The sequence below is a fragment of the Achromobacter sp. 413638 genome (genome assembly GCF_043119405.1).
Taxonomy (GTDB): Bacteria; Pseudomonadota; Gammaproteobacteria; order Burkholderiales; family Burkholderiaceae_B; genus Achromobacter.
This window is the reverse complement of record NZ_JBICCO010000006.1, coordinates 75,121-88,157: the sequence shown is the minus strand read 5'-3', so window position 1 is coordinate 88,157 and position 13,037 is coordinate 75,121. Positions and strand designations below refer to the sequence as shown.

Genomic DNA, 13,037 nt, shown 5'->3' with positions numbered 1-13,037 from the left:
CTGCGGGTATTCACAGGAATGCCAGCCGTCTTTGCCCATGCAGCTACGCTCCGATCTCGATTCCCTGCTTGCTTCGCTGACCCCTCGCGAACGCGAAATCGTCCTCTATGTGGCCACCGGCCGCGCCAACAAGGTCATCGCCATCGACCTGGACATTTCGCTGCGCACGGCCGAGGCCCATCGCGCCCACATCTTCGAAAAACTTGGCGTCCGCAACGCCATGCAGCTGGCGTGCCGGCTGTGCGAGCACTGGCGCGCGGGAGCGTCGCCGTTGCTGCGGCATCCCGACGCGGCCGCGGTTTGCGCTGGCGCTTCCGGTTCGTCCGCCTCCGCCGCTGCGTCCGATTCCTCCGGTTCTTGTTCGCGCCCTGTCCGTCCGGCCGCCCCGCGCGGCCGGGGCCGGTCCTAGCACGGGTCGCCAGGTCCGGAAACGCGCAGGCCCGCCAGAAGGCGGGCCTGTCGTGTCGCAGCCGGGCAGCCGGGATAGCTGCCCGCCGCGTTCAGCCGTTGCCGGCGGCGCTCAAGGGCACTGCGGCGCGGCGGCCTTGGCCAGCTCGTCGATCGGGTCCAGGTCGGGCTGGCGGGTCAGGTTGTAGTTCAGGTTGGGCGTCTGGCCGGCGATGGAGCGCACGCGCAGCACATTGTTGGCGGCGGCGGCGAATTCGGCGCGCACGTTGCCCTTGCCGTCCAGCAGGATCACGCGCGACGGGCGTTCGTCGGTGGCGTCCCAGCAGCCTTGCTCGACCACCGGCGCGCCCTGCTTGGCGTCGCTTTCCAGGTAGGCGACGCGGCCGCGCCAGCGGCCGTTGGGCGCCAGCGTCAGCGTCACGCGCTGCGCCGTGCACTGCATGGCGGGCGAGAAGCAGGGCAGCGTACCCATGTAGGTCTGCGGTTGCGGCACGAGGCTGTGCGCGGCGGCGCTGGGCGTGGATGCCGGCAGGGCCGGGGCGGGCGCCGCGCCCGAGGCGGCGCCGCTGTCGGCGCCTTCGGGCACGGGCTGGCCGTCCTCGGTGGTATGGCCCGCTTGCGCGGCCTGGGCCTGCTGGCTCGCGGTCTTGCGGGGGGCGTCGGGCTTGAGCGCGATCTGCACTTGCGACGGTGCGCGCAGGACGGTGCGGTAGCCGGCGCCGGAGCCTTGGGACTGGGCGTCCGTGACGGTGCTTTCAGCCGGAGGGTCGTAATAGCCTTCGGTGCGCTGTTGCGCGCAGCCGGCGATGCCGAGTGCCGAGCCGGCCAGCAGCAGCGCCATGATGTTGAATTTGCGGGGGCGGGTGGAGGTATCGTCGCGCGCGGTCATCATGGCAGCTTATCCGTGAATTGAGTCTGTCTCCGATTTTACGCACTTATGCGAAGATTCGATACGAATCCAATCGCCGCTCCGTCGAGCGGCCAGTCTTTATGCCCAAATTACGACACGTCCCCAGGCATGAACGCCTGGCATGCCTGCCCGGCCCCTCGCGTATCAGCGGGGCTCGGCCATGCGCCTGGCCGGACGGCGGGGGCGCATGACGGCCATGTGGCAAGCCTTTGACCTGCCTCAATCCCTGTTCCTGGCCCTGGCGGCGCTGGCCGGCCTGGCCGTGGGCGGCTGGCTGACGCTGCTGACCCATCGGCTGCCGCGCATGATGGAGCGAGAGTGGCAGGCGCATTGCCAGGAGTCAGCCGAGCCGGCCGCCGCCACGGAGCCGGCGTGCGCGCCGGTCTATGGCCTGCGCGCGCCGGTCTCGCATTGTCGGCAGTGCTCGGCGCCGGTCCGGGGCTGGCGCACGCTGCCGCTGGCGGGCTGGCTGCTGCTCAAGGGGCGCTGCGCGGCCTGCGGCGCGGCCATCGGCTGGCGCTATCCCGCGATCGAACTGCTGACCGCCGTATTGTTCGCCGCCTGCGCCTGGCGCTTCGGCCCCACGCCCATCGCGTTGTGCGGCATGGGCCTGTCGGCCTCCCTGGTGGCGCTGGCCTGGATCGACCTGGAGAGCACGCTGCTGCCCGACGCCATCACCTTGCCGCTGGCCTGGGCCGGGCTGCTGGTCAATCTGGGCGACGGTTTCACGCCGCTGCCGCTGGCGGTGCTGGGCGCGGTGGCGGGCTACGGCTTCCTGTGGCTGATCTTCCACGCGTTCCGCTACTTCACGGGGCGCGAAGGCATGGGCTACGGCGACTTCAAGCTGCTGGCCGCGCTGGGCGCATGGTTCGGGGTGGGCGCGCTGCCCATGCTGCTGCTGGCGGCGTCGCTGGCCGGCGTGCTGGTGGGCGGTACGATGACGCTGGCCGGCCGAGCCCGCCGTGGCCAACCCTTGCCTTTCGGCCCCTACCTGGCGTTGGCCGGGGTGGCGGTGCTGTTGCTGGGCGGCGAGCCCGGGCTGGCAAGGCTGTTGCCATGACCATCGAGCATGGCGCCGGCGCGCGAGCGGCCATACATGGGACGAAGCGATGAGCATATTCAAAATAGGTTTGACGGGGGGCATCGGCTCGGGCAAGTCGCGCGTGGCGGACATGCTGGCCGAATGGGGCGCGTCCGTGGTGGACACCGATGAGATCGCGCGGGCGCTGACCGCTGCCGGCGGTTCGGCCATGCCCGCGATCGAGCAGGCGTTCGGCGCCGAGGCGCTGGCCGAGGACGGCTCGCTGGACCGCGCCTGGATGCGCGAGCGCGCCTTCGCCGATGTCTCGGTGCGGCAGCGGCTGGAAGCCGTGCTGCATCCGTTGATCGGCGATGAGACAGAGCGCCAGGCCGACGCGGCGCGCGGCTGCTACCTGGTGTTCGTGGTGCCGTTGCTGGTCGAGTCGCTGCCGCGCTGGCGGCCGTGCGTGGACCGCATCTGCGTGGTCGATTGCGATCCCGCCACGCAGATCGCCCGCGTGCAGTCGCGCAGCGGGCTGACGGAGCCTGCCATACGGCGTATCATGGCGGCACAGGCTGCGCGGGCAAGCCGGCTGGCGGTCGCGGACGATGTCGTCGCCAACGATGGCGACACGACGCCAGAACAACTGCGCGCGCGGACGAAGACCTTGCATGAGCGTTGGTTGGCATTGGCGGCCGCAAGGCCGTGAGCCTGGCGCCGATGCGGCGCTCATGAATAACCCGGCCCACGCGGCCGACCCCTGACGGGCCTGCATATAGCGTGATTGTTTACGAATATCCCTTCAACGAGCGCATCCGCGCTTATCTGCGGCTGGAATACCTGTTCGACAGGCTGTTCTTCTTCGCTCGCGAGGGAGATTTCCGCCAGCACCAGGTTGCCGTCACCGCCTTGTTCGACCTGCTCGACGCCTGCGAGCGCACCGACATCAAGGGCGCGCTGCTGCAGGACCTGGAACGGCAGCGCCTGGCGCTTGGCGCATTGCGCGACCATCCTGGCGTGGCGCAGGACGCGCTCGAGGGCATGTTGCGCGAAATGGAGAAGGTCGCGCAAACGCTGTCGGCGACCGGCAAGACCGGCCAGTCGTTGCGCGAGAACGAATGGCTGACCAGCCTGCGCGGCCGCCTGTCGGTGGCGGGCGGCGCGATCCAGGTCGACATGCCCTCGTACTATTCCTGGCAGCACAAGCCCCAGGCCGCGCGCTGCGCCGACCTGCAGGCCTGGACCGCGCCCTTCGTCCCCCTGTACGACGGCCTGACGCTGGCGCTGCGCCTGTTGCGCGAGTCCGGCCGCAAGAGCGACACCGTGGCCGAGCAGGGCGCCTACCAGCAGATGCTGGGCGGCAAGCAGTTCCAGATGCTGCGCGTGTGGGTGGACCCGGCGCACGGCGTGTTTCCCGAGATCAGCGCCAATAAGTATATGATCTGGATACGTTTTTCCACCCAGGACGGGGATTTCAAGCCCCAGCCGGTGGCGCGGGACGTGCCCTTCCAGATGACGCTCTGCAATTCCTGAGCGCGGGCCTTTCAGGCCCTGATTCCTGTTGCGGGCTATTTCAGCGCGGCCGGGCATCATACGAATTCAACGTCGCCTAGTAGACAATACGGCTTTTCCCGCTCGCGCCGGATCCGCTTCCATGTCTCAAAGCCGTCCCGTTACTCCGCCTTCCCGTTGGACCCGACGCCGCTTGCTCGGGTGGGCCATTCTGCTGCTGGTCGTCGCCGGCATCGTATGGCTGGCGTTGCGGCCTTCGGCCAAGCCCGGCGCGGGCCGCCCCGGCGCGGGACGTGGCCAGATGGCCGCCATGGCCAACATGGCCGTGCCGGTGCGCGCGGCGGCCGCGGTCAAGCAGGACATCGACATCTATCTCAAATCCCTGGGCACGGTCACGGCCTATAGCACCGTCACCGTGCGCAGCCGCGTCAGCGGCGAGCTGGTCGACGTGCCCTTCAAGGAAGGCCAAATGGTCAAGGCCGGCGACCTGCTGGCACAGGTCGATCCGCGCGCCTTCCAGGTCGCGCTGGCCCAGGCCCAGGGCACCCAGATGCAGAATCTGGCCCAGCTGGAAAACGCCCGCCGCGACCTGCAGCGCTACCAGGCCCTGTACACGCAGGACTCCATCGCCAAACAGCAGGTCGACACGCAGGCCGCGCTGGTGCGCCAGTACGAAGGCGCGGTCAAGAGCGACCAGGCCAATGTCGACAATGCCAAGCTGCAGCTGGACTACTCGCGCATCACCGCGCCCATCAGTGGCCGTCTCGGCCTGCGCCAGGTGGACAAGGGCAACCTGGTGTCCAGTTCCGACACCAATGGCCTGGTGGTCATCACCCAGACCCAGCCCATCTCCGTGGTGTTCACGCTGCCCGAGACCCAACTGCCCGAAGTGCGGGCCGAGCTGGCGGCCGGCCACACGCTGACCGTGGAGGCCTATGACCGGGCCGATACCCGCCGCATCGCCACCGGCAAGCTGGAAACGCTGGACAACCAGATCGACGTCGCCACCGGCACGCTCAAGCTCAAGGCGCGCTTCGACAATGCCGACGACGCGCTGTTTCCGAACCAGTTCGTCAATGCCCGCCTGCACGTGACCACGCGCAAGGACGCCACCGCGATTCCCATCGCGGCGGTGCAGCAGGGCTCGGCCGGCGCTTTCGTCTTCCTGGTCCAGGACGACGATACGGTGGCCGTGCGGCAGGTCAAGCTGGGCGCCGTCAACAACGGCATGGTGGCGGTCAACGAGGGCCTGCAGCCCGGCGACCGGGTCGTGACCGAGGGCACCGACCGCCTGCGCGCGGGGGCCAAGGTCGACGTGGCCAAGGGATCGGACACGATACCCAAGTCGACCGACAAGTCGCTGGGCGCGGGCGCGCCCGCCGGCACCACCCCGGCCACCCGATAAGCGGACGCCGCCGTGAGCCCGTCGCGCCTGTTCATCCTGCGGCCCGTGGCCACCACGCTGTCGATGGTGGCCATCCTGATCGCCGGCTTCATCGCCTACCGGCTGTTGCCGGTGTCGGCCCTGCCGGAAGTGGATTACCCGACCATCCAGGTGACCACGCTGTACCCCGGCGCCAGCCCCGACGTGATGACCTCGCTGGTCACTTCGCCGCTGGAGCGTCAGTTCGGACAGATGCCGGGGCTGAACCAGATGTCGTCCACCAGTTCCGGGGGGGCGTCGGTCATCACGCTGCAATTCAACCTGAGCCTGCCGCTGGACGTGGCCGAGCAGCAGGTGCAGGCGGCCATCAACGCGGCCTCCAATCTGCTGCCCAACGACCTGCCGGTGCCGCCGACCTACAACAAGGTCAATCCGGCCGACGCCGCGGTGCTGACGCTGGCGATCACCTCGCCGACCATGCCGCTGCCGCAGGTGCGCGACCTGGTGGACACGCGCGTCGCGCAGAAGCTGTCGCAGATTCCGGGCGTGGGCCTGGTCAGCGTGGCCGGCGGGCAGCGGCCGGCGGTGCGCGTGCAGGTCAATCCGCAGGCGCTGGCCGCCAACGGCATGTCGCTGTCGGACCTGCGCACGGCCATCGTCGGCGCCAACGTCAACCAGCCCAAGGGCAACCTGGACGGCCCGCTGCGCTCGACCACGATCAACGCCAACGACCAGCTCAAGACGCCCACCGACTACAACAGCCTGATCATCGCCTACAAGAACAACGCGCCGCTGCGCCTGTCGGACGTGGCGCGCGCGGTGGAAGGGGCCGAGGACGTGCGGCAGGCGGCCTGGGCGGGCGACAAGCCGGCCATCCTGCTGAACATCCAGCGCCAGCCCGGCGCCAATGTGATCGACGTGGTCAACCGGATCAACGCGCTGCTGCCGCAGCTGCGCGCGTCGCTGCCCGCCACGCTGGACGTGACCGTGGTGTCCGATCGCACCCAGACCATCCGCGACTCGGTGGCCGACGTGCAGTTCGAGATGCTGCTGGCCGTGGCGCTGGTGGTGATGGTGACTTTCGTGTTCCTGCGCAGCCTCACGGCCACCTTGATTCCCAGCGTGGTGGTGCCGCTGTCGCTGGTGGGCACCTTCGGCATCATGTACCTGGCCGGCTTCTCCATCAACAACCTGACGCTGATGGCGCTGACCATCGCCACCGGCTTCGTGGTGGACGACGCCATCGTCATGATCGAGAACATCGCCCGCCACATCGAGGAGGGCGAGAGCCCGCTGCAGGCGGCGCTCAAGGGAGCCTCGCAGATCGGCTTCACGCTGATCTCGCTGACCTTCTCGCTGATCGCCGTGCTGATCCCGCTGCTCTTCATGACCGAGGTGGTGGGCCGGCTGTTCCGCGAGTTCGCCATCACGCTGGCGGTGTCCATCCTGATTTCCCTGTTCGTATCGCTGACGCTCACGCCGATGATGTGCGCGCGCCTGCTGCGCGCCGAATCCGAGCAGCACCACGGCCGCTTCCACCAGATCACGGGCGGCCTTATCGACCGCGTTATCGCCGCCTATGACCGCATGCTGCAAGTGGTGCTGCGGCACCAGCCGCTGACGCTGCTGGTGGCCCTGGCGACCTTCGCGCTCACCGTGCTGCTGTACATCGTGATCCCCAAGGGCTTCTTCCCGCAGCAGGACACGGGCCTGATCCAGGCCATCACCCAGGCGCCGCAATCGATCTCCTTCACGGCCATGGCCGAGCGCCAGCAGGCCGCCGCCAGCAAGGCGCTGAAGGATCCTGACGTGGCCGCCGTGTCGTCCTTCATCGGCGTGGACGGCAGCAATGCCACGCTCAGCGCCGGCCGCATGCTGATCGCGCTCAAGCCGCATGCCGAGCGCAGCGGCGACCTGCGCGCGGTCATGGCGCGGCTGCAGGACTCGCTGGCCACGCAGGACGGCCTGACCGTCTACATGCAACCGGTGCAGGACCTGACCATCGAGGACCGCGTCAGCCGCACGCAATACCAGATGACGCTGTCCAATCCCGACCTGGGCGTGCTGAGTCTATGGACGCCCAAGCTGGTCGAGCGGCTGCGCCAGGTGCCCGGCCTGTCGGACGTGACCGACGATCTGCAGGACGAGGGCTTGCAGACCTGGGTGGAGATCGACCGTGACGCGGCCTCGCGCCTGGGCATCACCGCCGCCGTGGTCGATGAGGCGTTGTACGACGCCTTCGGTCAGCGGCTGATCTCCACGATTTTCACGCAGTCGAACCAGTACCGCGTGGTGCTCGAGGCGCAGCCGCAGTTCCAGACCAATCCGGCGGCGCTGGGCCAGATCCACGTGCCGACATCGACCGGCGGACAGGTGCCGCTGTCCTCGGTGGCGCGCATCACCGAAGGCAAGACCGTGCTGGCCGTGAACCGGCTGGATCAGTTCCCCATGGTGACCGTGTCGTTCAACCTGGCGCCGGGCGCCTCGCTATCCGGCGCCGTCGAGGACATCAAGGCCGCCGAGGCCGAGATCGGCATGCCGGCCGGCGTGGAGACGCGCTTCCAGGGCGCGGCGCTGGCCTTCCAGAATTCACTGACGAGCACGCTGTGGCTGATCCTGGCGGCGGTGGTCACCATGTACATCGTGCTGGGCGTGCTGTACGAGAGCTACATCCACCCCATCACCATCCTGTCGACCTTGCCCTCGGCCGGCGTGGGGGCGCTGCTGGCGCTGCTGATCAGCGGCACCGAGCTGGACATGATCGGCATCATCGGCATCATCCTGCTGATCGGCATCGTCAAGAAGAACGCGATCATGATGATCGACTTCGCGCTCGACGCCGAGCGCAAGCGCGGCCTGTCGCCGCGCGCGGCCATCCACGAGGCGGCGCTGCTGCGCTTCCGTCCCATCCTGATGACCACGCTGGCGGCGCTGTTCGGGGCGCTGCCGCTGATGCTGTCCACCGGCACGGGCGCTGAATTGCGCCAGCCGCTGGGCCTGGTGATGGTCGGCGGGCTGCTGCTGAGCCAGGTGCTGACGCTGTTCACCACGCCGGTCATCTACCTGATGTTCGACCGTCTGTCGCGTCGCTGGCGCGGCGCGCGGCCGGCGCGGCCCAGGGGCGCTTCATGATCATCTCGGCGCCCTTCATCGTCCGTCCGGTGGCGACCACGCTGCTCACCCTGGCGGTCGTGCTGGCGGGGCTGCTGTCGTTCTTCCTGCTGCCGGTGGCGCCGCTGCCGCAGGTGGACATTCCCACCATCTCGGTGTCGGCCAGCCTGCCCGGCGCCAGCCCCGAGACCATGGCCTCCAGCGTGGCCACGCCGCTGGAACGCTCGCTGGGCAGCATCGCCGGCGTGACCGAGATGACGTCCAGCAGTTCGCAGGGCTCGACCCGCGTCACGCTGCAGTTCGACCTGAGCCGCGACATCAATGGCGCCGCGCGCGATGTGCAGGCCGCCATCAACGCGGCGCGCTCGCTGCTGCCGACCAGCCTGCGCAGCAATCCCACGTATCACAAGTCCAACCCGTCGGACGCGCCCATCATGACGCTGGCGCTGACTTCCGACACGCTCAGCCAGGGCCAGCTCTACGACCTGGCCTCGACCATCGTGGCACAGAAGCTGTCGCAGGTGGACGGCGTGGGCGAAGTGACGGTGGGCGGCAGCTCGCTGCCGGCCGTGCGCGTGACCGTGCTGCCCGGCGCGCTGGCCAACCGCGGCGTGTCGCTGGACGACGTGCGCACGGCGCTGGCCAATGCCAACGCCAACCGCCCCAAGGGCGTGCTGGAGAACGACCGCTATCACTGGCAGGTCATGGTCAACGACCAGCTCAGCCGCGCCGAGCAATACAAGCCGCTGATCGTGGCCTGGCGCGACGGCGCGCCGGTGCGCGTGTCGGACGTGGCCAAGGTCGAGGATTCGGTTGAAGATCTCTACCAGACGGGCTTCTTCAACGACCGCAAGGCCATCCTGATGATCCTGCGGCGCCAGGCCGACGCCAACATCATCGAGACGGTGGATGCGGTGCGCGCCCAGCTGCCCATGCTGTCCGCGCTGATGCCGGCCGACGTCAAGATGTCGGTGGCGCAGGACCGCACGCCCAGCATCCGCGCCTCATTGCACGAGGCCGAGCTGACGCTGGTCATCGCGGTGGGCCTGGTGGTGCTGGTGGTGCTGCTGTTCCTGCGCCGCTGGCGCGCCGCGCTGATCCCCAGCGTCGCGGTGCCGGTGTCGCTGATCGGCACCTTCTGCGTCATGTACCTGTGCGGCTACACGCTGAACACGATCTCGCTGATGGCGCTGATCGTGGCCACCGGCTTCGTGGTGGACGACGCCATCGTGGTGCTGGAGAACATCATGCGCCACGTCGAGCGCGGCATGACGCCGATGCGCGCCGCGCTACGCGGCTCGCGCGAGGTCGGCTTCACCGTGCTGTCCATGAGCCTGTCGCTGGTGGCGGTGTTCATTCCGATCCTGCTGATGGGCGGCGTGGTCGGGCGGCTGTTCCGCGAGTTCGCCGTCACGCTGTCGGCCGCCATCGCGGTGTCGCTGGTGGTGTCGCTGACGCTCACGCCCATGATGTGCGCGCGGCTGATGCGCGCCGAGCCGGCCGAACCCCGGCCGCCGGGCCGGCTGGCGCGCTGGTCCGAGCGCGGCTTCGTGGCCATGCAGGACGGCTACCGCCGCACGCTGGGCTGGGCGCTGGCGCATGGCCGGCTGATGATGCTGATCCTGGCCGCGGCCGTCGGGCTGAACGTCTATCTGTACGCGGTGGTGCCCAAGGGCTTCTTCCCGCAGCAGGACACCGGCCAGCTGCTGGGCTTCTTCCGCGTCGACCAGGGCACCTCGTTCCAGGCCACCGTGCCCAAGCTGGACGCGCTGCGCAAGGTAGTGCTGGCCGATCCCGCCGTGCAGAGCATGACCGGTTTCGCCGGCGGGCGCGGCGGCAGCAACAGCAGCTTCATGCAGATCCAGCTCAAGCCGTTGCAAGAGCGCGGCGTATCGGCCGACGTGGTCATCAACCGCCTGCGCGGCAAGCTGCAGAACATGCCGGGCGCGCGCATGTTCCTGGTGGCGCAGCAGGACATCCGCATCGGCGGCCGTTCCAGCCAGGGCTCATATGACTACACGCTGATGTCCGGCGACCTGCAGCTGCTGAGGACCTGGATGCCCAAGGTGCAGCGCGCCATGGCCGAGGTGCCCGAGATCACCGACGTCGACACCGACGTCGAGGACAAGGGGCGCCAGATCAACCTGGTGATCGACCGCGAGGCCGCCACCCGGCTCGGCGTCAGCATGAGCACCATCTCCACCGTGCTCAACAATTCCTTCAGCCAGCGCCAGGTATCGGTGATGTACGGCCCGCTCAACCAATATCACGTGGTGATGGGCGTGGACCCGCGCTTCGCGCAGGATATCGAGTCGCTCAAGCAGGTGGAAGTGATCACCGCCACCGGCGTGCGCGTGCCCATGTCGGCCTTCGCCCGCTTCGAGGATGCCAATGCGCCGTTGAGCGTGCAGCACCAGGGGCTGTTCGTGGCCGACACCGTGTCGTTCAGCCTGGCGCCGGGCGTGTCTCTGGGCCAGGCCACGGCGGCCATCGACGCGGCGGTGGCGCGCATCGGGCTGCCGTCGGATCAGATCCAGGCGGGCTTCCAGGGCACCGCCGCCGCCCTGCAGCAGACGCTGGCGCAGCAGCCCTGGCTGATCCTGGCCGCCCTGGTCACCATGTATATCGTGCTGGGCATCCTGTACGAGAGTTTCGTGCACCCGCTGACCATTCTGTCGACGCTGCCATCCGCCGGCCTGGGCGCGCTGCTGGCCCTGCTGATGCTGCGCCAGGACTTCACGCTGATCGCGCTGATCGGCGTGTTTCTGCTGATCGGCATCGTCAAGAAAAACGCCATCATGATGGTGGACTTCGCGCTGGAGGCCGAGCGCACGCAGGGGCTGGCGCCGCGCGACGCGATCTTCCAGGCCTGCCTGACGCGCTTCCGTCCCATCATGATGACGACCATGGCCGCCATCTTCGGCGCGCTGCCGCTGATGCTGGCCACCGGCGCCGGCGTCGAGATGCGCCAACCGCTGGGCATCACCATCGTGGGCGGCCTGGTGTTGAGCCAGATCCTGACGCTCTACACCACGCCCGTGGTTTATCTCTATCTGGACCGCTTCCGTCTCTGGGCCGCGCGCAGGCGCCGTTCCGGCGGCGCGGCGGCCGTTTCTTCAGAACATCCATGACCCGCAACGCCAAGCCGTCGTTTTCCCTCCTGCCGTTGCGCGGCGCCGTCGCGCTCGCGCTGTGCGCCTTGCTGGGCGCCTGCGCCGTCGGGCCCGACTATCAGCGCCCGGCGCTGGACATCGGCGCATCCTACAAGGAAGGGCAGGGCGAGGTGCCGGGCTGGAAACCCGCCGAACCGCGTGACCAGGTCGATCGCGGCGCATGGTGGCGGGTCTATGGCGACGCCACGCTCGACGGCCTGGTCGAGCGCCTGAACGCGTCGAACCAGACCATCGCGCAGGCCGAGGCCAACTACCGGCAGGCGCTGGGCCTGGTGCGCGGCGCGCGCGCCGGCTTCTTCCCGACCGTGGGCGCCAATGCCGGCGTCACGCGCTCGGGCAGCGGCGGCGGCACGCAGGGCGGCTCGTCCTCGTCGGGCGGCAATGTGTCGAATCAGTATTCGCTGAGCGGCAGCGTCAGCTGGGAGCTGGATGTGTGGGGCCGCGTGCGCCGCTCGGTCGAGTCATCCGAGGCCAGCGCCGCCGCCAGCCAGGCCGATCTGGCCGCCACGCGGCTGAGCGCGCAGGCCAGCCTGGTGCTGACCTATCTGCAATTGCGCGTGCTGGACGAACAGAAGCGTCTGCTGGACGCTACCGTCGCGGCCTATGAACGGTCGCTGCGCCTGACGCAGAACCGTTACGAGGTCGGCGTGGCCGCGCAGGCGGACGTGGCCGTGGCGCGCACGCAGCTGGAAAACACGCGAGCCCAATCCGTCGACCTGGATTGGCAGCGTGGGCAATACGAGCATGCCATCGCCGTGCTGATGGGGCAGGCGCCGTCGCAGTTCAGCCTGACGCCCGCGCCGTTCACGCAGCGGCTGCCGCAGATTCCGGTGGGGCTGCCGTCCGAGCTGCTGGAGCGGCGTCCCGACGTGGCGGCGGCGGAACGCCGCGCGGCCGCCGCCAATGCCGAGATCGGCGTGGCGCAGGCGGCCTGGTTCCCCAGTCTCACCCTGTCGGCGGACGGCGGTTTCCGCAGCGGCCAGTTCGCCGAACTGCTGACCGCGCCCGCGCGCTTCTGGTCGCTAGGCCCGGCGTTGGCATTGACCGTATTCGACGGCGGCGCGCGCCAGGCCAAGGTGGATCAGGCGCGCGCCGCCTACGACGCGCAGGCGGCGGCCTATCGACAGGCCGCGCTCACCGGTCTGCGCGAAGTCGAGGATTATCTGATCCAGCTGCGCGTCCTGGAGCAAGAGCAGGTGGTGCAGGGCCGCGCGCTGGAGGCGGCGCGCGAATCGCTGCGCCTGATCCGCAACCAGTACGAGGCCGGCCTGGTGGATTATCTGAGCGTGTCGGTGGTGCAGGCCACGGCGCTCAACAGCGAGCGCAGCGCGCTGAGCCTGCTGGGCAACCGGCTGGCCGCCAGCGTCAACCTGATCGTGGCGCTGGGCGGCGGCTGGGATGGCTTGAATCCGCCGCCGGCGCAGGCCGCCACGGCGCCCGCGAACGCCGGGCCGGCGGCTGCCGCCGCCGAGCCGGCTGCGGCGACGCCGGCGCGGCCCTAGTCCTGGATCAGCCGCC

Annotated in this window: 9 protein-coding genes; 8 read left to right on the top strand and 1 reads right to left on the bottom strand. The window is 69.2% G+C overall.

Annotated elements, in window-relative coordinates; genetic code table 11:
• Nucleotides 1–37 precede the first annotated feature (37 nt).
• Nucleotides 38–409, top strand: a complete 372-nt coding sequence (locus ACEU5R_RS04475; protein ID WP_392409238.1) for a response regulator transcription factor — start codon at nt 38–40, stop codon at nt 407–409.
• Between the two features lie 111 nt (nt 410–520).
• Here ACEU5R_RS04475 and ACEU5R_RS04470 read toward each other — a convergent pair whose 3' ends face one another.
• Nucleotides 521–1,297, bottom strand: coding sequence for a copper resistance protein NlpE N-terminal domain-containing protein (locus tag ACEU5R_RS04470; protein ID WP_103276301.1), 777 nt, complete (start codon nt 1,295–1,297; stop codon nt 521–523).
• A gap of 217 nt (nt 1,298–1,514) precedes the next feature.
• Between ACEU5R_RS04470 and ACEU5R_RS04465 the strand changes: the two genes are divergently transcribed.
• From ACEU5R_RS04465 to ACEU5R_RS04435, 7 genes are all read left to right on the top strand, one after another.
• A complete protein-coding gene (locus ACEU5R_RS04465) occupies nt 1,515–2,378 on the top strand; it encodes a prepilin peptidase (protein WP_392409236.1) in 864 nt (287 codons plus the stop codon).
• 49 nt (nt 2,379–2,427) lie between these two features.
• Nucleotides 2,428–3,048, top strand: a complete 621-nt coding sequence (gene coaE / locus ACEU5R_RS04460) for a dephospho-CoA kinase (protein WP_392409235.1) — start codon at nt 2,428–2,430, stop codon at nt 3,046–3,048.
• Between the two features lie 71 nt (nt 3,049–3,119).
• The gene (gene zapD / locus ACEU5R_RS04455) at nt 3,120–3,872 is read left to right on the top strand and encodes a cell division protein ZapD (RefSeq protein WP_103272270.1); all 753 of its coding nucleotides are present in this window, start codon (nt 3,120–3,122) and stop codon (nt 3,870–3,872) included.
• A gap of 121 nt (nt 3,873–3,993) precedes the next feature.
• Nucleotides 3,994–5,256 carry an MdtA/MuxA family multidrug efflux RND transporter periplasmic adaptor subunit gene (locus ACEU5R_RS04450; protein WP_392409234.1) on the top strand — a complete coding sequence of 421 codons (1,263 nt, stop codon included), beginning with the start codon at nt 3,994–3,996 and terminating at the stop codon, nt 5,254–5,256.
• 12 nt (nt 5,257–5,268) lie between these two features.
• Nucleotides 5,269–8,367: an MdtB/MuxB family multidrug efflux RND transporter permease subunit gene (locus tag ACEU5R_RS04445; protein ID WP_392409233.1), complete on the top strand. Its 3,099-nt coding sequence runs from the start codon at nt 5,269–5,271 to the stop codon at nt 8,365–8,367.
• A complete protein-coding gene (locus ACEU5R_RS04440) occupies nt 8,364–11,477 on the top strand; it encodes a multidrug efflux RND transporter permease subunit (protein ID WP_392409232.1) in 3,114 nt (1,037 codons plus the stop codon). Before ACEU5R_RS04445 ends, ACEU5R_RS04440 begins: the two co-directional genes overlap by 4 nt.
• Complete coding sequence (locus tag ACEU5R_RS04435) at nt 11,474–13,021, top strand: efflux transporter outer membrane subunit (RefSeq protein WP_103272274.1); 1,548 nt, start codon at nt 11,474–11,476, stop codon at nt 13,019–13,021. The genes ACEU5R_RS04440 and ACEU5R_RS04435 overlap by 4 nt, the downstream gene beginning before the upstream one ends.
• Nucleotides 13,022–13,037: the final 16 nt, after the last annotated feature.

What these genes read in the sequence shown, in the direction of transcription:
- ACEU5R_RS04475 (WP_392409238.1), top strand. Translation starts at nt 38, where the DNA reads ATGCAGCTACGCTCCGATCTCGATTCCCTGCTTGCTTCGCTGACCCCT.
- ACEU5R_RS04470 (WP_103276301.1), bottom strand. Translation starts at nt 1,297, where the DNA reads ATGACCGCGCGCGACGATACCTCCACCCGCCCCCGCAAATTCAACATC.
- ACEU5R_RS04465 (WP_392409236.1), top strand. Translation starts at nt 1,515, where the DNA reads ATGTGGCAAGCCTTTGACCTGCCTCAATCCCTGTTCCTGGCCCTGGCG.
- coaE (WP_392409235.1), top strand. Translation starts at nt 2,428, where the DNA reads ATGAGCATATTCAAAATAGGTTTGACGGGGGGCATCGGCTCGGGCAAG.
- ACEU5R_RS04450 (WP_392409234.1), top strand. Translation starts at nt 3,994, where the DNA reads ATGTCTCAAAGCCGTCCCGTTACTCCGCCTTCCCGTTGGACCCGACGC.
- ACEU5R_RS04440 (WP_392409232.1), top strand. Translation starts at nt 8,364, where the DNA reads ATGATCATCTCGGCGCCCTTCATCGTCCGTCCGGTGGCGACCACGCTG.
- ACEU5R_RS04435 (WP_103272274.1), top strand. Translation starts at nt 11,474, where the DNA reads ATGACCCGCAACGCCAAGCCGTCGTTTTCCCTCCTGCCGTTGCGCGGC.